This is a genomic window from Curtobacterium sp. MCJR17_020 (genome assembly GCF_003234365.2).
Taxonomy (GTDB): Bacteria; Actinomycetota; Actinomycetes; order Actinomycetales; family Microbacteriaceae; genus Curtobacterium.
Genome location: NZ_CP126260.1, coordinates 872817 through 890633 on the forward strand (window position 1 = coordinate 872817; position 17817 = coordinate 890633).

Below are 17817 nucleotides of genomic sequence, written 5' to 3' on the forward strand. Positions count from 1 at the left end.
CTGTCAGCGCGCGCCGAGCAGGTGCTCGATGGCGAGCTGCTGCAGTCGGACGAAGCCGAAGCCCTTGCCGCCGAAGTACGCGTCGGCGTCGAAGTCCTCGTAGGCCGAGCGGTCGGACAGGAAGGCGTCGTAGGACTCGCCGTCGTTCAGGGTCGGCGTGCTGAGCTCGCCGACCTTCGAGGCCTCGAGCGCGGCCTGCACCTCGGGGTCGGCACGGAAGGCCTGCGCGCGCTCCTTGAGGAGCAGGTACATGCGCATGTTCGCGGCCGCCGAGTCCCAGACGCCCGTGATGTCCTCGGTACGGCTCGGCTTGTAGTCGAAGTGGCGCGGACCGTCGTAGGCCTGGCCGCCCTGCGGCGAACCGTGCTCGAGCAGGTCGACGAGCGAGAACGCGTTCTGCAGGTCGCCGTGGCCGAACACCAGGTCCTGGTCGTACTTGATGCCGCGCTGACCGTTGAGGTCGATGTGGAAGAGCTTGCCCTGGTAGAGCGCCTGGGCGATGCCGGCCGTGAAGTTCAGGCCCGCCATCTGCTCGTGGCCGACCTCGGGGTTGATGCCGAACAGCTCGGGGCGCTCGAGGGTCTCGGTGAAGGCGATCGCGTGGCCGAGGGTCGGCAGCAGGATGTCGCCGCGGGGCTCGTTCGGCTTCGGCTCGATGGCGAAGCGGATGCCGTAGCCCTTGTCGGTGACGTAGTCGGCGAGCAGGTTGACGGCCTCGCGGTAGCGCTCGAGTGCGGCCTGCACGTCCTTCGCGCTGTCGTACTCGGAGCCCTCGCGGCCGCCCCACATCACGAACGTCGACGCACCGAGCTCGGCGGCGAGGTCGATGTTGCGCAGCACCTTGCGGAGCGCGAAGCGGCGGACCTGCCGGTCGTTCGAGGTGAAGCCGCCGTCCTTGAACACGGGTGCGGAGAACAGGTTCGTCGTCACCATCGGCACGATGAGGCCGGTGGAGTCGAGCGCACCCTTGAGGCGGTCGATCTGCGTCTGCCGTTCGGCGTCGGTCGAGCCGAACGCGAACAGGTCGTCGTCGTGGAAGGTCAGGCCGTAGGCGCCGAGCTCGTCGAGCTTCTCGACCGCCTCGACCACGTCGAGGGCCGGGCGGGTCGGCCCGCCGAAGGGGTCGGAGCCGTTGTAGCCGATGGTCCAGAGACCGAAGGAGAACTTGTCTGCACGGGTGGGCGTCGTTGCCATGGTGGTCACCGTTCGTCGTCGAAACAAAATGTTGCCGCGCCCAACATAAGCGGTAGTGTTGGCTGTGGCAAGGACGTGATCGCAAAGGAGCGAGCGGATGGCACAGGAACGACTGCGGATCGCCATGGTGGGGCACGGCTTCATGGGAGCCGCGCACTCACAGGCATGGCGGACCGCCCCCAGGTTCTTCGACCTCGGGGTCGAGCCCGAGATGGCGGTGATCGTCGGGCGCGACGCGGAACGCACCGAGGCCGCTCGCGTGCAGTACGGCTGGCAGGCTGCGTCGACCGACTGGCGCGCCGTCGTGGCCGACCCGGACATCGACGTCGTCGACATCGTGTCGCCCGGTTCGTCGCACGTCGAGATCGCGATCGCCGCGCTCGAGGCCGGCAAGCACGTCCTGTGCGAGAAGCCGCTCGCCAACACCGTCGAACAGGCCGAGGCGATGACCGCCGCTGCCGCAGCTGCCCGGGCGCGCGGGGTCCGCGCCATGGTCGGGTTCAGCTACCGCCGGGTGCCGGCCATTGCCTTCGCCCGACAGCTCGTGCAGGACGGCCGGATCGGCACCGTGCGCCAGGTCCGCGCGCTCTACCTGCAGGACTGGCTCGCCGACGAGGACGGCCCGATGACCTGGCGCCTCGACAAGGAACTCGCCGGTTCCGGAGCGCTCGGCGACATCGGCGCGCACGCGATCGACCTCGTCGAGCACGTCACCGGCGCCGAGCTCACCCGGGTGTCGGGTCTGCTCGAGACCTTCGTGACCGAGCGCCCCCTGCTCGCCGACGGCGTCGGACTCTCCGGCACGGCGTCGAGCGAGCGTGGGCAGGTCACCGTCGACGACGCCGCGTTCTTCACCGCCCGACTCGGCGGCGGTGCGGCCGACGGTGCGATCGGCACGTTCGAGGCCACGCGCTACGCCACCGGCCGGAAGAACGGCCTGACGCTCGAGATCAGCGGGTCCGAGGGTGCGATCCAGTTCGACCTCGAGTCCATGAACGAACTTCGGCTGTACGAGTCGTCGGCGCCCGCGGGGGAGCAGGGCTTCCGCCGCATCCTGGTCACCGAACCCGAGCACCCCTACATGGCAGCGTGGTGGCCCACCGGACACCTCATCGGGTACGAGCACACCTTCAGCCACCAGGTGAAGGACTTCGTCGACGCGATCGTGGCCGGCACCGACCCGTCGCCCTCGTTCGAGGACGGCCTGCACGTGCAGCGGGTGCTCGACGCCGTCGAACGCAGCGCCGCCGACGGCAGCAGCTGGACGGTGACCTCGTGACCGCCGCCGACGGAACACGCCAGGCGCTCGTCGTCCGCGGGGGTTGGGACGGCCACCAGCCCGTCGAGACCACCGACCTGTTCGTCCCGTTCCTGGGCGACAACGGGTTCGCGGTCCGGGTGTCGGACTCGACGGCCGTCTACGCCGACGAGTCCGTCATGGCCGAGGTCGACCTGATCGTGCAGGTCGTCACCATGTCGACCATCGCCGACGACGAGTTCGCCGGGCTGCAGCGTGCGGTCCTGGACGGCGCCGGACTGGCCGGCTGGCACGGCGGGATCGCGGACGCCTTCCGGAACACCGCCGACTACCTGCACATGGTCGGCGGCCAGTTCGCCCACCACGCCGGCAAGCGCCCCGACGAGCGCGTCGGGGAGCAGTCCGACAACTACATCCCGTACACGGTGCACCTCACCGACCTCGGACGATCGCACCCGATCACGCAGGGCATCGAGGACTTCGACCTCGTCACCGAGCAGTACTGGGTGCTGTCCGACGAGTACAACGACGTCCTCGCGACCACCACGCAGGAAGCGCGCGACTTCGACGCCTGGAACCGTCCGGTCACCGCACCGGCGATCTGGACGCGACAGTGGGGTGCGGGCCGCGTGTTCGTCTCCGCGCCCGGGCACCGCCTCGAGGTCGTCGAGTCGCAGCCACTCCGCACCATCATCGAGAGGGGCCTCCTGTGGGCAGCACGATGAACGAACCCGTCCTCCGCGTCGGGGTGGTGGGCGTCGGCGTGATCAGCCAGCAGTACTTCGAGCACTTCCCGGCCCTGCCCGGCCTGTCGCTCGTCGCGGTCGCCGACCTCGACGTCGACCGGGCGCAGGCGGTCGGCGCCGCACAGGGCGTGCGTGGCACGAGCGTCGACAAGCTGCTCGCGGCCGATGACGTCGACGTGGTGCTCAACCTGACGATCCCCGCCGCTCACGCCGACGTCGCGACCCGGGCGCTCGCCGCGGGCAAGCACGTCTACGGCGAGAAGCCCCTGGCGATGTCCACGGCCGAGGCCGAACCGGTGCTCGAGGCCGCCCGGACCGCGGGCCTGCGGGTCGGCAGCGCCCCGGACACCGTGCTCGGCACCGGCATCCAGACCGCTCGGGCCGCCCTCGACGACGGCCTGATCGGCACCCCGGTCGGCGCGGCCGTCGCCTGGAGCGCCCCCGGCCACGAGCTCTGGCACCCGGCACCCGCGTTCTACTACCAGCCCGGTGGCGGCCCGCTGCTCGACATGGGCCCCTACTACCTGACCAGCCTCGTCACGTTCTTCGGACCGGTCGTCCGGGTGAGCGGCAGTGCCACCCGCTCCACCCGCGAGCGGACCATCGCGACCGGACCGAACGCCGGCACGTCGATCCCGGTCGACATCGACACCCACGTGGTCGCGATCCTCGAGCACGAGAACGGCGTCGTCTCGACCGTCACCGTCTCGTTCGAGGTCTGGGCGACCCGTGCACCGCTCTTCGAGGTGTACGGCACGGCCGGCACCCTCGGTGTGCCGGACCCGAACCGGTTCTCGGACCCGGTGTCGATCGCCACGGCGGACGACCGCGAGTGGCGCGAACTGCCGGTCTCCGCCGGGTACGCCGACGCCGGTCGCGGGTACGGGCTCGCCGACCTGGCGCACGCGATCGCCACGGACCGTCCGCACCGAGCCTCCGGCGATCTCGCGTTCCACGTGCTCGAGGTCATGGAGGCCGTCTCCGCCGCGGCCCGCGACCACGCGGTCGTCGACGTGCACTCGCGCGTCGACCGCCCCGCCGCCGTCCCCGCCGGGTCCGCACCCGGGTCGTGGTGACGGACCTCGACCCCAGCACGCGCCTCGAACACAGCACGCACCTCGAACACAGCACGGACCCCGACCACCGCACGGAAGGACGACGACGATGACGACGACGGACGCGAGCGACCAGGCGGAGCCGACGCGGGCCTCCCGGCCGGTCACGCTGTTCACCGGACAGTGGGCCGACCTGCCCTTCGAGGAGGTCGCCCGGCTCGCCGGCGACTGGGGGTACGACGGACTCGAGATCGCCTGCTGGGGCGACCACCTGGACGTCCGGCGCGCCGCGACGGACCCCTCGTACGTCGCCGAGCGGAAGGCGATCCTGGAACGCAACGGACTGCAGGTCTGGACCATCGCGAACCACCTGGTCGGCCAGGCCGTGTGCGACGACCCCATCGACCAGCGGCACGAGGACATCCTGTCGCCGCACGTCTGGGGCGACGGCGAGCCCGAGGGCGTCCGGCAGCGTGCCGCCGAGGAACTCCAGTGGACCGCACGCGCCGCTGCGGCCCTCGGCGCCGACACCGTCACCGGGTTCTCCGGCTCGTCGATCTGGAAGACCGTCGCGGGCTTCCCGCCGGTCCCGCCGAGCATGATCGACGCCGGGTACCAGGACTTCCACGACCGGTGGTCGCCGATCATCGACGTGTTCGAGGAGGTCGGGGTCCGCTTCGCGCTCGAGGTGCACCCGTCCGAGATCGCCTACGACTACTGGACCGCCGAGCGCACGCTCGAGCTCTTCGCGGACCGACCGGCGTTCGGGTTCAACTTCGACCCCTCGCACTTCGTCTGGCAGGACCTCGACCCCGCTGCGTTCCTGCTCGACTTCGCCGACCGGGTGTACCACGTGCACTGCAAGGAGTCGGTGAAGCAGCTCGACGGGCGCAACGGCCGGCTCGGCTCGCACCTGCCGTGGGGCGACCCCCGCCGCGGCTGGGACTTCGTGAGCGCCGGACACGGTGACGTGCCGTGGGAGCGCGTGTTCCGCGTGCTGAACCACATCGGGTACACCGGACCGACCAGCGTCGAGTGGGAGGACGCCGGCATGGACCGACTCGTCGGAGGACCCGAGGCGCTGGCGTTCGTCCGGCAGCTCGGCACGATCGCGCCGCCGTCGGCCTCGTTCGACGCCGCGTTCTCGCGGTCGCGGGCGTGAGCCGGGGCTGAGCCGGGGCCGAGACTCGGGCTGAGCGACACTTCGCGGGCCCGCGAGCGCGAGGACTGTCGCTCAGCGCGAGACTCGGGCACCCACCCACCGACGCAACCGACCAATCGACCAACCAACGAGGAGGCCCATGGTCCGGCAACCGACCGCGACACCCGGCAATGCCGCGCGCGTCCTCCGCCTGGTGCACGAGGAAGGCCCGGTCACCCGCGCCGAACTCACCCGGCGCACCGGACTGAACCGCTCGACGGTACTGGCGCTCGTCGGCGAACTCGTCGAGGCCGGACTCGTGCTCGAGGAGATGCCGTCCGCCGGTGCCCCCGGCGTCGGGGTCGGACGGCCGAGCGGTGTCGTGCGGGCGTCGGGTGACGTGCTCGCCGCCGCCGTCACGATCGAGATCGACGCGGTCGGGGTGACCCTCGTCGCCCTCGACGGCACCGTGCGCGACCGGCTCGTCGAGCCGCAGGCCACCGTGCCGACGGCAGACCGGGCGATCGACGCGGTCGAACGGATCTTCGGCGTCCTGAGCACCCGGACCGCCGCGCGGGCAACGACAGCCCCAGGCGCACGGATCGTCGGCGTCGGCGTCGCCGTCCCCGGCATCGTGCGCGTCGAGGACGGCACCGTCCGCAACGCCCCGCACCTCGGCTGGCACGACGAACCGCTCGCGGTGCCGCTCGCTGAACGTCTCGGCCTACCCGTCCGGGCTGCGAACGACGCCAACCTCGGCGCCTGGGCCGAACGCCTGTACGGGAGCGCCCGCGGAGTCGACGCCCTCGTGTACCTGAACGGCGGCGCGAGCGGCATCGGCGGCGGGATCGTCAGCGCCGGGCGGCCCTTCAGCGGCGCCGACGGGTACGCGGGGGAACTCGGCCACACCTTCGTGGCGGCGAGCGGCATCCGGTGCCACTGCGGCGCCGTCGGGTGCCTCGAGACCGAGGCGTCGCGGTCGGCGCTCACCGACGTCACCGGGACACCGCCCGACGACCTCGACGCGCTCGCCGCAGCGCTCGCCGAGCACCGGCCGGAGGTCGAGCGGGTGGTCGACCGTCAGGTGACGGCGCTCGCCACCGCGCTCCGCAACGCGATCCACACCGTCAACCCCGAGGTCGTGGTGCTCGGCGGGTTCCTCAGCACGTTGCTCGGACACGTCGGGGACCGCGTCGAGAACGACGTCCGGGCGCAGACGATGGCCGCGATGACCGACCGGCTGCGCGTCGTGCCGGCAGCCCTCGGGCGGGACGTCCTGCTCCGCGGCGCCGCCGAACTCGGGTTCCGCGACCTGCTGCGCGACCCGACGGCGGCCCGACTCGTCCCGAGGCCCGCTCCAGCCGACTCCACGACCACCCACACGCCCGACCGCTCCACCACCCACACGTCCGACCGCGACGACGCGGCCGAGGAAGCGAGAACCCCATGACCTCCATCCAGCGCCAGCGCACCAGCGTGCTGCTCGGGACCCAGGACCTGACCGTCGAGGACCGCCCCGTCCCCGAGGTCGAACCGGGCGACGTGCTCGTCCGGGTCGCCGCCGTCGGGGTGTGCGGCTCCGACGTGCACTACTACCGCCACGGCCGCATCGGGGACTTCGTCGTCGAGGAGCCCCTCGTCCTCGGCCACGAGCTGTCCGGCACGATCACCGCCGTCGGCGCAGGCGTCGACCCTGCCCGTGTGGGGGAGCGCGTCGCCGTGGAACCGCAGCGTCCGTGCCACCGGTGCGCGCAGTGCCTGGCCGGTCGCTACAACCTCTGCCCGCACATGCGCTTCTACGCGACCCCGCCGGTCGACGGCGCCTTCGCCGAGTTCGTCACGATCGAGGCCGAGTTCGCCCACGTGCTGCCCGACTCCGTCTCGTTCGAGGCCGGTGCCCTGCTCGAACCACTGTCGGTCGGGATCGCCGCGGTCCGCAAGGCCGGCATCGTCCCCGGCTCCTCGGTGCTCATCGCCGGTGCCGGTCCGATCGGGATCATCTGCGCCCAGGCCGCGCGGGCCTTCGGCGCCACCCGGATCGTCATCAGCGACCTGGTCCCCGAGCGCCGGGAGCGTGCGTTGCGGTACGGCGCCACCGAGGTCGTCGACCCGACCGTGGTGTCCGTCGCCTCGGACATCGCCCCGGTCGACGCGTTCATCGACGCCAGCGGCGCTCCCCGTGCCGTGTCCGACGGCATCAAGGCCGTCGGACCGGCCGGCGCCGCGGTGCTCGTCGGGCTCGGCAACTCCGAGATGACCCTGCCCGTCGAGCACATCCAGAACCTCGAGGTCACGGTCACCGGGATCTTCCGCTACACCGGCACGTGGCCCGTCGCGATCGGCCTGGTCGCCTCCGGACAGATCGACCTCGACTCGCTCGTGACGGGTCGGTTCGGTCTCGACGAGGTCCGCGAGGCACTCGAGAGCGACACCGACCCGGAGTCCCTCAAGTCGGTCGTCTACCCCGGCGGCGTCCCCGCCTGAGCCGACGTGCGCGACGCGCGCCGGGTCCTGGACACCGCACAGGGCGGACGGGAGGCCCGTGGCCAGGCCGCCACGGGCCTCCCCCCACCGGCACGGCCGACCCGCCGCTGGCGCGTCGGTCCGGGACCGGCGGCGTGGGCCCAGTCCGCCACGTGACCCGGAACGGGGCCACCGGTGCGTCACCGGGACGCGCTACGGTTCGCGCATGACCGCTTCACCGGCCGCCGTCGTGCCGCAGCGCACCGACCGGCGCGCGCTCGTGTCCTGGGCGCTGTGGGACTGGGGGTCCGCGGCGTTCAACGCCGTCGTCACCACGTTCGTGTTCAGCACGTACCTGGCCAGCCGGGCGTTCGTCGACCCGGCGAAGGTGTCCGACACCTCCGCCGCGGGCACGGCGTTGGTGGAACGTGAACTCGCTCACAACGCCGCGGTGGTCTCCACGGCCCTGACGATCGCCGGCATCGTCGTCGCGCTCGTGGCACCCGCGATCGGGCGCCTGGCGGACTCGTCCGGACACCGCCGCCGGTCCGTGCTCATCGCCACGATCGGCATCGTGCTGTCCATCGGCGGCATGGTCTTCGTCGCACCGAGCCAGCCGTACCTGGTGCTCGGAGCGGCGCTGCTCGGCATCGGCACGGTCGCGTACGAGATCGCGAGCGTGGGCTACAACGCCATGATCGGGCAGGTCGCGTCGGGGGAGCGCACCGGACGGGTGTCCGCGATCGGGTGGGCCGCCGGGTACTTCGGCGGGATCGTGCTGCTCGTGCTGCTGCTCGTGCTCTGCATCCAGGACTTCCGCGGCGACGGCGCCGTCGGCGGACTGCTGCAGCTGCCGGCCACCGTCGCGACCGGGCAGTGGGACGTCCGCGTCGCGATCGGCATCGCTGCCGTGTGGCTCGCGGTCAGCTCGATCCCGCTCTTCATCGTCGTGCCCGAGGCCACGCCCGACCACCCGCACACCGGCGGTGTGTTCGGCGCGTACCGCGACCTGGGCCGGGACATCGCCCGGCTCTGGCGCGAGCGGCGGAACGTGCTCGCGTTCCTGGTCGCCAGCGCGGTGTTCCGCGACGGTGTCGGCGCGGTGTTCACCTTCGGCGGGATCATCGCGGCGCAGGTCTTCGGGTTCAGCGCCTCGCAGGTCATCCTGTTCGCCATCGCCGCGAACGTCGTCGCCGGCGTCGCCACCTTCGTGTCCGGACGGCTCGACGACCGCTTCGGCTCGCGCGCGCTCATCATGGTGTCGCTGATCGGACTCGCTGCCTGCGGGCTCGGCGTCCTGGCGGTCGGAACTCGGACGGAGTGGTTCTGGGTGCTGGGGCTGACCCTGGCGCTGTTCGTCGGGCCCGTGCAGTCGTCGTCGCGGGCGTACCTGGCGCGGCTGGCGACCCCCGGCCGCGAGGGCGAGCTCTTCGGCCTCTACGCCACCACCGGCCGGGCGGCGTCGTTCCTGGCGCCGGCGCTGTTCGGTGTCGCGGTGACGGTCGGCGGCTCGACGCGCTTCGGGATCCTCGGGATCGTGGTGGTGCTCGTCGTGGGGCTGGTGCTCATGGCGTTCGTGAAGCCCGAGCCGCGGGTGGGGCGTGCGTAGGTGTGGGTGTAGCTGGTCGTTTCGGGCGTAGCTGGTCGTTCGTTCCGGCCAGGTGTGCCCGATCCCGCTTTCCGTCCCGAGGTTGATGGGAAGGAACGTCACCGGTGCGGTTGTGCGCACGGTTCTGCACAGGGCCGCGGTTCCACCGGACTCCGCAGCGCGGGTGCGCCAGGATGGACCCATGACCGACCAGCGCATCGCCGTCGTCGTCCTCGCCGCCGGGCAGGGAACGCGCATGAAGTCGTCCACCCCCAAGGTGCTGCACCGGCTCGCCGGGCTGCCGCTCATCGCGCACGTCCTGCGGACGGCGTCGTCCCTCGGGCCGGAGCACGTCGCCGTGGTCGTGCGGCACGAGCGTGACCTGGTCGCAGCGGAGATCACCGAGCGTGCGCCCGACGCCATCATCGTCGACCAGGACGACGTCCCCGGCACCGGCCGCGCGGTCGAGGTCGCGGTCCAGGCGCTCCCCGCCGACTTCGACGGAGCCGTCGTGGTGCTCTCCGGCGACGTCCCGTTGCTCGACGCGGCGTCGCTCCGCCTGCTCGTCGACGCCCACGCCGGTGGGGGAAACGGTGCGACCTTCGTCAGTGCGATCGCCCCGGACCCGACCGGCCTCGGACGGATCGTGCGGGATGCTGACGGCGCGTTCGTCGGCGTCGTCGAGCACAAGGACGCGACAGCCGAACAGCTGGCCATCGCCGAGTCGAACGCGGGCATCTACGCGTTCGACGTGACGCGCCTCCGGGCTGTCCTGCCGTCGCTCACCACGGCGAACGCGCAGGGCGAGAAGTACATCACCGACGCCCCCGCGCTCATCAGTGCGCGAGGCGGGCGCATCGACGTGGTCACCCTGACGGACCCGTGGCTCGTCGCCGGCATCAACGACCGCGCGCAGCTGTCCGACGCCGCCCGCCAGCTCAACGCCCGCATCGTCCGCCGGCACCAGCTCGCCGGTGTCACCGTGCAGGACCCGGCCACCACCTGGATCGACCTCGACGTCTCGATCGAACCGGATGCCGAGGTCCTGCCGGGTACCCAGCTCCTCGGCGCGACCGCCATCGCCGCCGGTGCCGTCGTCGGGCCGGACACCACGCTGCGCGACACCGAGGTCGGTGCCGGCGCGACGGTGAACCGGGTCGACGCCACCCTCGCGGTCATCGGTGACGGCGCGTCGGTGGGGCCGTTCGCGTACCTTCGTCCGGGCACGATCCTGGGCGACCAGGGCAAGATCGGCACCTTCGTCGAGACGAAGAACGCGAAGATCGGGCGCGGCAGCAAGGTCCCGCACCTGTCGTACATCGGCGACGCCGAGGTGGGCGAGGACTCGAACATCGGTGCGAACACGATCACCGCGAACTACGACGGCGTGCACAAGCACCGCACCGAGGTCGGCTCGCACGTTCGTACAGGCTCGCACAACGTGTTCGTCGCCCCGGTTAGGATTGGTGACGGTGCGTACACGGGTGCCGGAACGACGGTCCGCAAGGACGTCCCGGCCGGATCGCTCGCGATCAGCTACGCCCCACAGCGCAACACCGACGGATGGGTCGAGGAACACCGGCCCGGCACACCGGCGGCCGAGGCTGCTCGGCACGCGAACGGCGAATAGATCCTGGCGACCACCGGTCGTCGACATCGACCCCACACGGGTCAGGGAGTGAGCACCGCACTTGTCCGGAATCAAGACAACCGGCCAGAAACGACTCGTCCTCGTCTCGGGGCGAGCACACCCGGCGCTCTCCGCCGAGATCGCAGAGGAACTCGGTGTCGACCTGGTCCCCACCGATGCCCGGACCTTCGCGAACGGTGAGCTCTACGTCCGGTTCGACGAGTCGGTCCGCGGGTGCGACGCGTTCGTCATCCAGTCGCACACGGCGCCGATCAACGAGTGGCTCATGGAGCAGCTCATCATCGTCGACGCGCTGAAGCGGGCCTCGGCCAAGCGCATCACCGTCGTCGCGCCGTTCTACCCGTACGCCCGTCAGGACAAGAAGGGCCGCGGCCGCGAGCCGATCTCGGCCCGCCTGGTCGCCGACCTGTTCAAGGCCGCGGGCGCGCACCGCATCATGAGCGTCGACCTGCACGCCGCCCAGATCCAGGGCTTCTTCGACGGCCCGGTCGACCACCTCTTCGCCATGCCGGTGCTGCTCGAGCACTTCCGCGAGATCCTCGACCCGTCGATGCTGACGGTCGTGTCGCCCGACATGGGCCGCGTCCGCGTCGCCGACATCTGGTCCGAGAAGCTCGGCGCGCCCCTCGCCATCATCCACAAGCGTCGCGACCCGCTGGTCCCGAACCAGGTCACGGTCCACGAGATCGTCGGCGACGTCTCCGGCCGCTGGTGCCTGCTCGTCGACGACCTGATCGACACCGGGCGCACGATCGCCAAGGCCGCCGAGGCGCTGAAGGAGGCCGGCGCGATCGGCGTCGTCGTCGCCGCGACCCACGCCGTGTTCTCCGACCCGGCCACCGAGCTGCTGCAGAGCGAGTTCATCGACCGTGTCGTCGTCACCGACACCCTGCCGGTGCCCGTCGAGAAGCGCTGGGACCGTCTCGAGATCCTGCCGATCGCCCCGCTCCTGGCCCGCGCCATCCACGAGGTCTTCGACGACGGTTCCGTCACGTCGATGTTCGACGGCGCAGCGTAGCGGAGCCGTCGAACCATGGGCACAGCCGACGGCGCCTCACCGTCTCGTCGACGTGACGTGTCTGCGGAACGTTGGTGACCCATCCCGCGCGGGACGCCCTCGCGGCCCGGCTCCGGGCCGCGGGGAGCGTCTTCGCCGAGGACGAAGCCGACCTGCTCCTCGAAGCAGGCGCGGGCGAGCCCGTCCGGCTGCGTTCCCTGGTCCAGCGTCGCCTCGGCGGTGAGCCGCTCGAGTACGTCCTCGGCTGGGCCGCCTTCGACGGACACCGCATCCGGGTGACCTCGGGCGTGTTCGTCCCGCGTGCCCGCACGGCCGTCGTCGTCGAGCAGGCTGCCCGTCGGTTGCAGCGCTACGACCGCGTGGTCGACCTGTGCTGCGGTGCCGGTGCGATCTCGGTGGCGTTGTTCGGCCGGATCGGCGCGCTCGACCTCGTGGCCACGGACATCGACCCGGACGCCGTCGACGTCGCGGCCGAGAACATCGGCGACCGCGGGATCGTCGTCGCCGGCGACCTGTTCGCGCCGCTGCCGGACCGGTTCCGCGGTGCCGTCGACGTCATCGCGGTGAACGCCCCCTACGTCCCGACGGCGTCGATCGCGATGATGCCGGTCGAAGCGCGGGAACACGAGCACCGCGTCGCGCTCGACGGTGGGGCGGACGGCCTCGACCTGCACCGGCGGATCGCGGCGGGAGCGGGGGAGTGGTTGCGCCCCGGTGGTTCGGTCGTGATCGAGGTGTCCGTGGCGCAGGCAGATGCGTCGGCCGCGGCATTCCTGGCCGCCGGGTTCACGGCCGTGATCGAGCAGGACGACGAGGTCGACGGCACCTGCGTCGTCGCGACGCTCTCCGCCTGACCCGCACGAGTTCGACCCGCACGGGCTCGACCCGCGGGAGTTCGGCCGGCGTCTGGTTCGCCGACCGGTCTCGACACGCCGCTCACTTCCGCCGAGGTCGCACAGATGGCCGTTCGAACGCTCGACATGCCGAGATCTCGGAACCTCGGCGATCAGCAGACGGCGTGCCGCGCGGCCCCGACCCGACCCCGACGCCCGCGCTACTTCGCGTCGACCGTCACCGACGCCCATCCCGAGGCCCCGTTCGGCGCGGGCGGCCGCTCGACGCTCGTCTGCACCTCGCCGTCGGCGCTCACCGCGCGGACCTCGATCCGGTGCGACCCCGCGGTCGGCGTCCAGCGCAGCACCCACTGGCGCCAGGTGTCCGCCGACACCGAGTCCGCGAGTTCCGCCTGCTGCCACGCACCCGAGCCGACCCGGACCTGCACGGCCTTCACCCCGGTGTGCGGCTGCCAGGCGACCCCGGCGATGGCGACCTGCTCGCCGACGGTCACGGTCGTCCCGTTCCGTGGGGTGTCGATGCGAGACTCGAGCTTCACGGGCCCGCGTTCCGACCATCCTCGCGGCGTCCAGTAGCCCTGCGCATCGGCGAAGCGCGTGACCTCCATCTCGGTCACCCACTTCGTCGCCGACACGTACCCGAACAGCCCGGGCACGACCATCCGCGCCGGGAACCCGTGCTCGGTCGGCAGCGGTTCACCGTTCATGCCGATGGCGAGCAGCGCGTCGGTGTCCTCGTCCTGCAGGACGTCCAACGGCGTGCCGGCGGTGAACCCGTCGATGCTGCGGGACAGCACCATGTCGGCGTCCCCGGTCGGCTTCGCGCGGGCCAGCAGCTCCCGGATCGGGTACCCGAGCCAGAGCGCGTTGCCGATCAGATCGCCGCCGACCTCGTTGGACACGCAGCTCAGGGTGGCCATGTGCTCTTCCAACGGCAGGGCCAGCAGCTCGTCCCACGTCAGCGTGACCTCGTTCTCGACGGCGCCGTGGATGCGCAGGCTCCAGTCGGCCGGGTCGATCGAGGGGACGCGCAGCGCGGTGTCGATCCGGTAGAAGTCGGCGTTCGGTGTGACGTACGGCGTGATCCCGTCGACGTCGAGCGAGGCGCCGCCCGGTACGGCCGGTGCGGGCGTCGCCGCCGCGGGCAGGCGCACGGCTCGTCGGGCAGCGGCGACCGCCTGCATCGCGGACGACCCCACCCGGGAGGCCGTGCCCACCACGACCGCGACCGCTGCGGTACCGACGCCCCAGACCAGGAACGCGCGGCGCTCGGTCGAGGCAGGTCGCGGTGACGCCGACGGGACGGCCGCTGCGGCCTCCCAGCGCCGGAGCCGGCGGAGCAGCAGCCGCAGGGTGATCACGGCGGCTGCCACACCGAACACGGTGGGAGCGCCGTCGAACGTGCCGCTGCCGGAACGGGTGCTCACAGCGATGAGCGCGAGCACGCCGCCGATGGCGAAGACGAGTGCCCCGAAGGGCGGCCGAGCGCGCTCGAGGACCCCGGCCCCGGCGCTGATCGCGGCGACGATGACGGTCATGAGCATGAACAGTGCGACCTTGTCGCCGGTACCGAACAGGGCGACCATCAGGTTCTTGGCCCCGGCCGGTGCGAGGTCGATCACGGCGGACCCGACGGCCACCAACGGGCTGCCGGCACCACCGAGGAGCAGCGCCCCGAACTCGGCGATCCCGAGGAAGGCGGCGGCGGCCACGAGACCGACGGCCGCAGCGAGGACCGCGGGCCGGCGGAGCGGGGCTCCGGCCGGGCGTTCGTCCGTCGATGGGTCGTCCGGCGTCGGGACGTCCGTGCTGCGTTCGGTGGTCACCGACCGAGCGTAGGTCGCGCGGCCGCTCGTCGGCTGTGCGTGCGGTTCCCCGGGCGGTCACCGACCCCGGCCAGCACCTGCCGATCGGGCCGTGCGAGGATCGGGGTGTGCCGAGGCGTCCAGATCCAGTTCCGCGCCCCGGCCGCGCCCGCCGATCCGACCGCACGCCGATGTCGGCTGCACAGCGCCTGTCCACGTTGCGGTGGGTGATCGTGGGCATCTGGGCGGCGCTCCTCACCGCACGGATCGTCGTCGTCGCGACGGCGCCCGACGTCGACCTGTCCTGGTTCGGGATCGTCGAGTTCGGTGCGATCGCGCTGGGCGTCACGGTCATCGTGGTCGCGGTCTTCCGTGCCGCTGCGGTGCGACGCCGGCACGCTGACGAGGCCCTCGCGCTCGCCATCCGCCGCATCGACCCCACGGTCTGGCTCGTGCCGGCTGCTCCGACGACCGAACTGCGCGACGCGATCGCCGAGGTCCGGCCGGAGGTGAGCCTCGGTGCCCGCGTGACCTGGGCGTTCGGGGCGACCGAGGCCTCCCTGTGGGAACTCGACGACCGCAAGGCCACACGGTTGCTCGTGGTCCGGTGGAGCCGGGTGGTGCACGTCGGGATCGAGGACGTCCACGGCGACGGTGACCGCGCCGATGCCCGTCGGGCGTGCGCGGTCGCGATCCACTACGTCCGGCCGGACGACACCCCGGCGGTCGCGACCTTCTTCGTGCGGACGGCTCCCGGCTCCCGTCGGCTGCTCGGCCGCGGGCAGCGGCTGGACCGGCTCGTCGCCGACCTCGCGCGCGAGCGCATCGTCGCCTGAACCGAGCGCATCGTCGTGACCGAGCGCACAGCGGTCGGACGTGGGAAGGGCCCCGCCGATCGGCAGGGCCCTTCGAGGGTGCGGTCGTGCCGCGGTCTAGTGGGTGGACGGTTCCTGTTCGACCTCGCGACGGTCGTCGTCGGACCACAGCGTGTGGAAGGTGCCGTCCTTGTCGATGCGCTGGTAGGTGTGCGCGCCGAAGAAGTCGCGCTGCCCCTGGATGAGCGAGGCGGGCAGCCGGTCGGAGGCGAGCGAGTCGAAGTACGACAGCGCCGACGAGAAGCCCGGTGCGGGGATCCCCGACGCGGCGGCGATCCCGACGATGCGGCGCCAGGCGGCTTCGCCTTCCTGCACGGCGTTCGCGAAGTACGGGTCGACGAGCAGCGACTCGAGCTCCGGGTTCTTGTCGTACGCCTCGACGATGCGGTTGAGGAACTGGGCGCGGATGATGCAGCCACCCCGCCAGATCTTCGCCACGTTGCCGAGGTTGATGTCCCAGCCGTACTCCTTGGCCCCGGCGATGATCAGGTCGAAGCCCTGCGCGTAGGCGACGACCTTGGAGGCGTAGAGCGCCGCGCGGACGTCGTCCTCGAAGCCGTCGAGGACCTCGGCGATGCCGGGTCGGTCCGGGAACGCCTTCTGCACCGCGGCACGCTGCGACGGCTTCGACGACACCGCGCGGGCGAACACCGCTTCGCCGATGCCGGAGACCGGGATGCCGAGCCCGACCGCGTTCTGCACGGTCCACACGCCGGTGCCCTTGGAACCCGCTTCGTCGCGGATGACGTCGACGAGGGGCTTGCCGGAGTCGGCGTCGCGCTGCTTCAGGACCTCGACCGTGATCTCGATCAGGTAGGACTCGAGGTCGCCGCCGTTCCACTCCTGGAACACCTTGACCAGGTCCTCGACGGAGAGCCCGCCGACGCGGCGGAGCAGGTCGTAGGACTCGGCGATGAGCTGCATGTCGGCGTACTCGATGCCGTTGTGCACCATCTTGACGAAGTGGCCGGCGCCGTCGGTGCCGATGTGGGTCACGCAGGGCTCGCCCTCGGCGACCGCCGCGATCGACTTCAGGATCGGCCCGAGGGTCTCCCAGGCTTCCTTCGAGCCGCCGGGCATGATCGACGGACCCTTGAGCGCGCCCTCTTCACCACCGGAGATGCCCGTGCCGACGAAGTTGAGGCCCTTCTCGCGCAGGTCGTGCTCACGCCGGATCGTGTCGTGGAAGTTGGCGTTGCCGCCGTCGACGATGATGTCGCCTTCCTCGAACTTCTCGGCGAGCTGCGAGATCACGGCGTCGGTGCCCTTGCCGGCCTGCACCATGATGATCGCCGTGCGCGGCTTCGAGAGCGAGGCGACGAAGCCGTCGATGTCCTCGGACGCGATGAAGCCGGCGTCGCCGTGCTCCTTGATGAGTTCTTCGGTGCGGGCGTAGGTGCGGTTGTACACCGCGACCGTGTTGCCCGCACGCGACGCGAGGTTGCGTGCGAGGTTCGACCCCATGACGGCGAGGCCGATGACCCCGATGTTCGCCTGACCAGTGCTGTCTGCCACGTCGTCTCCTTTGTCCGGACGTGACACCAACCTACGGTCGGCGCCCTGGGACCGCACGGGTGTTACGGCAACTGGGGACCACTGTTCACCCCGTCAATACTGTGGAGGGATGACCGACACCGCTGTCCTCCCACCCGTCCTCGTCATGGGCGTCTCCGGTTCCGGCAAGTCCACGATCGGGCAGGCGCTCGCCGACGCCCTCGCCGAGCAGGGCCAACCGACCGTGTTCGTCGACGCCGACGACCTGCACCCGGCCGCGAACAAGGAGAAGATGCGGCAGGGCATCCCCCTCACCGACGACGACCGCTGGCCGTGGCTCGACGCCTGCGCCGCGCGGATCGCCGCCGTCGAGGCGTCCGGGAGCCGCTGCGTGATGGCCAACTCGGCCCTCAAGCGCGTCTACCGCGATCGGCTCCGGCAGTCGGCGCCGGGCCTCGTCATCGCGTTCCTGGACGGCTCGCACGATCTCATCGCCGAGCGGCAGGCGCACCGGCACCACGAGTACATGCCGTCGTCGCTGCTCGACTCCCAGTTCGCGACGCTCGAACGACCGCAGGCCGACGAAGCCGCCGTCGACGTCTCCATCGACGGGCCGGTCGACGGCACGGTGACGACGATCCTCGCGGCGCTGTCGGTCACTTCCGGTTGAGGCGC

Annotated in this window: 15 protein-coding genes; 12 read left to right on the top strand and 3 right to left on the bottom strand. The window is 71.6% G+C overall.

Annotated elements, in window-relative coordinates; translation table 11 throughout:
* Positions 1-3 precede the first annotated feature (3 nt).
* Entirely contained in the window at positions 4-1194 is a 1191-nt protein-coding gene (xylA, locus tag DEJ14_RS04240; protein ID WP_111084913.1) for a xylose isomerase, read from the bottom strand.
* Between the two features lie 97 nt (positions 1195-1291).
* Between xylA and DEJ14_RS04245 the strand changes: the two genes are divergently transcribed.
* The 10 genes from DEJ14_RS04245 (at position 1292) to DEJ14_RS04290 (ending at position 12968) form a co-directional block, all read left to right on the top strand.
* A complete protein-coding gene (locus DEJ14_RS04245; protein ID WP_111084855.1) occupies positions 1292-2473 on the top strand; it encodes a Gfo/Idh/MocA family protein in 1182 nt (393 codons plus the stop codon).
* Positions 2470-3177: a ThuA domain-containing protein gene (locus DEJ14_RS04250; protein ID WP_111084854.1), complete on the top strand. Its 708-nt coding sequence runs from the start codon at positions 2470-2472 to the stop codon at positions 3175-3177. The genes DEJ14_RS04245 and DEJ14_RS04250 overlap by 4 nt, the downstream gene beginning before the upstream one ends.
* Complete coding sequence (locus DEJ14_RS04255; RefSeq protein ID WP_111084912.1) at positions 3174-4274, top strand: Gfo/Idh/MocA family protein; 1101 nt, start codon at positions 3174-3176, stop codon at positions 4272-4274. Before DEJ14_RS04250 ends, DEJ14_RS04255 begins: the two co-directional genes overlap by 4 nt.
* Positions 4275-4362: 88 nt before the next feature.
* Entirely contained in the window at positions 4363-5415 is a 1053-nt protein-coding gene (locus tag DEJ14_RS04260) for a sugar phosphate isomerase/epimerase family protein (protein ID WP_111084853.1), read from the top strand.
* A 139-nt stretch (positions 5416-5554) separates the two neighbouring features.
* Positions 5555-6844 carry an ROK family transcriptional regulator gene (locus tag DEJ14_RS04265; RefSeq protein WP_111084852.1) on the top strand — a complete coding sequence of 430 codons (1290 nt, stop codon included), beginning with the start codon at positions 5555-5557 and terminating at the stop codon, positions 6842-6844.
* Positions 6841-7878 (top strand): NAD(P)-dependent alcohol dehydrogenase, encoded by a 1038-nt coding sequence (locus DEJ14_RS04270; RefSeq protein ID WP_111084851.1) that lies wholly within the window; start codon positions 6841-6843, stop codon positions 7876-7878. Before DEJ14_RS04265 ends, DEJ14_RS04270 begins: the two co-directional genes overlap by 4 nt.
* 205 nt (positions 7879-8083) lie before the next feature.
* On the top strand, positions 8084-9466 hold the full coding sequence (locus DEJ14_RS04275; RefSeq protein WP_111084850.1) for an MFS transporter: 1383 nt from the start codon (positions 8084-8086) through the stop codon (positions 9464-9466).
* A gap of 181 nt (positions 9467-9647) precedes the next feature.
* Positions 9648-11075 (top strand): bifunctional UDP-N-acetylglucosamine diphosphorylase/glucosamine-1-phosphate N-acetyltransferase GlmU, encoded by a 1428-nt coding sequence (gene glmU, locus DEJ14_RS04280; protein ID WP_111084849.1) that lies wholly within the window; start codon positions 9648-9650, stop codon positions 11073-11075.
* A 61-nt stretch (positions 11076-11136) separates the two neighbouring features.
* Positions 11137-12114 carry a ribose-phosphate diphosphokinase gene (locus tag DEJ14_RS04285; RefSeq protein ID WP_111084848.1) on the top strand — a complete coding sequence of 326 codons (978 nt, stop codon included), beginning with the start codon at positions 11137-11139 and terminating at the stop codon, positions 12112-12114.
* 74 nt (positions 12115-12188) lie between these two features.
* A complete protein-coding gene (locus tag DEJ14_RS04290; protein ID WP_258373223.1) occupies positions 12189-12968 on the top strand; it encodes a putative protein N(5)-glutamine methyltransferase in 780 nt (259 codons plus the stop codon).
* 200 nt (positions 12969-13168) lie between these two features.
* Here DEJ14_RS04290 and DEJ14_RS04295 read toward each other — a convergent pair whose 3' ends face one another.
* Positions 13169-14794 carry a molybdopterin-dependent oxidoreductase gene (locus tag DEJ14_RS04295; RefSeq protein WP_111084846.1) on the bottom strand — a complete coding sequence of 542 codons (1626 nt, stop codon included), beginning with the start codon at positions 14792-14794 and terminating at the stop codon, positions 13169-13171.
* A gap of 170 nt (positions 14795-14964) precedes the next feature.
* Between DEJ14_RS04295 and DEJ14_RS04300 the strand changes: the two genes are divergently transcribed.
* On the top strand, positions 14965-15609 hold the full coding sequence (locus DEJ14_RS04300; protein ID WP_111084845.1) for a hypothetical protein: 645 nt from the start codon (positions 14965-14967) through the stop codon (positions 15607-15609).
* A 96-nt stretch (positions 15610-15705) separates the two neighbouring features.
* On the opposite strand, the gene gnd is transcribed toward DEJ14_RS04300, so the two are convergent.
* On the bottom strand, positions 15706-17163 hold the full coding sequence (gene gnd, locus DEJ14_RS04305) for an NADP-dependent phosphogluconate dehydrogenase (RefSeq protein ID WP_111084844.1): 1458 nt from the start codon (positions 17161-17163) through the stop codon (positions 15706-15708).
* Positions 17164-17272: 109 nt separating this feature from the next.
* Between gnd and DEJ14_RS04310 the strand changes: the two genes are divergently transcribed.
* Complete coding sequence (locus tag DEJ14_RS04310; protein ID WP_111084843.1) at positions 17273-17812, top strand: gluconokinase; 540 nt, start codon at positions 17273-17275, stop codon at positions 17810-17812.
* Positions 17813-17817: the final 5 nt, after the last annotated feature.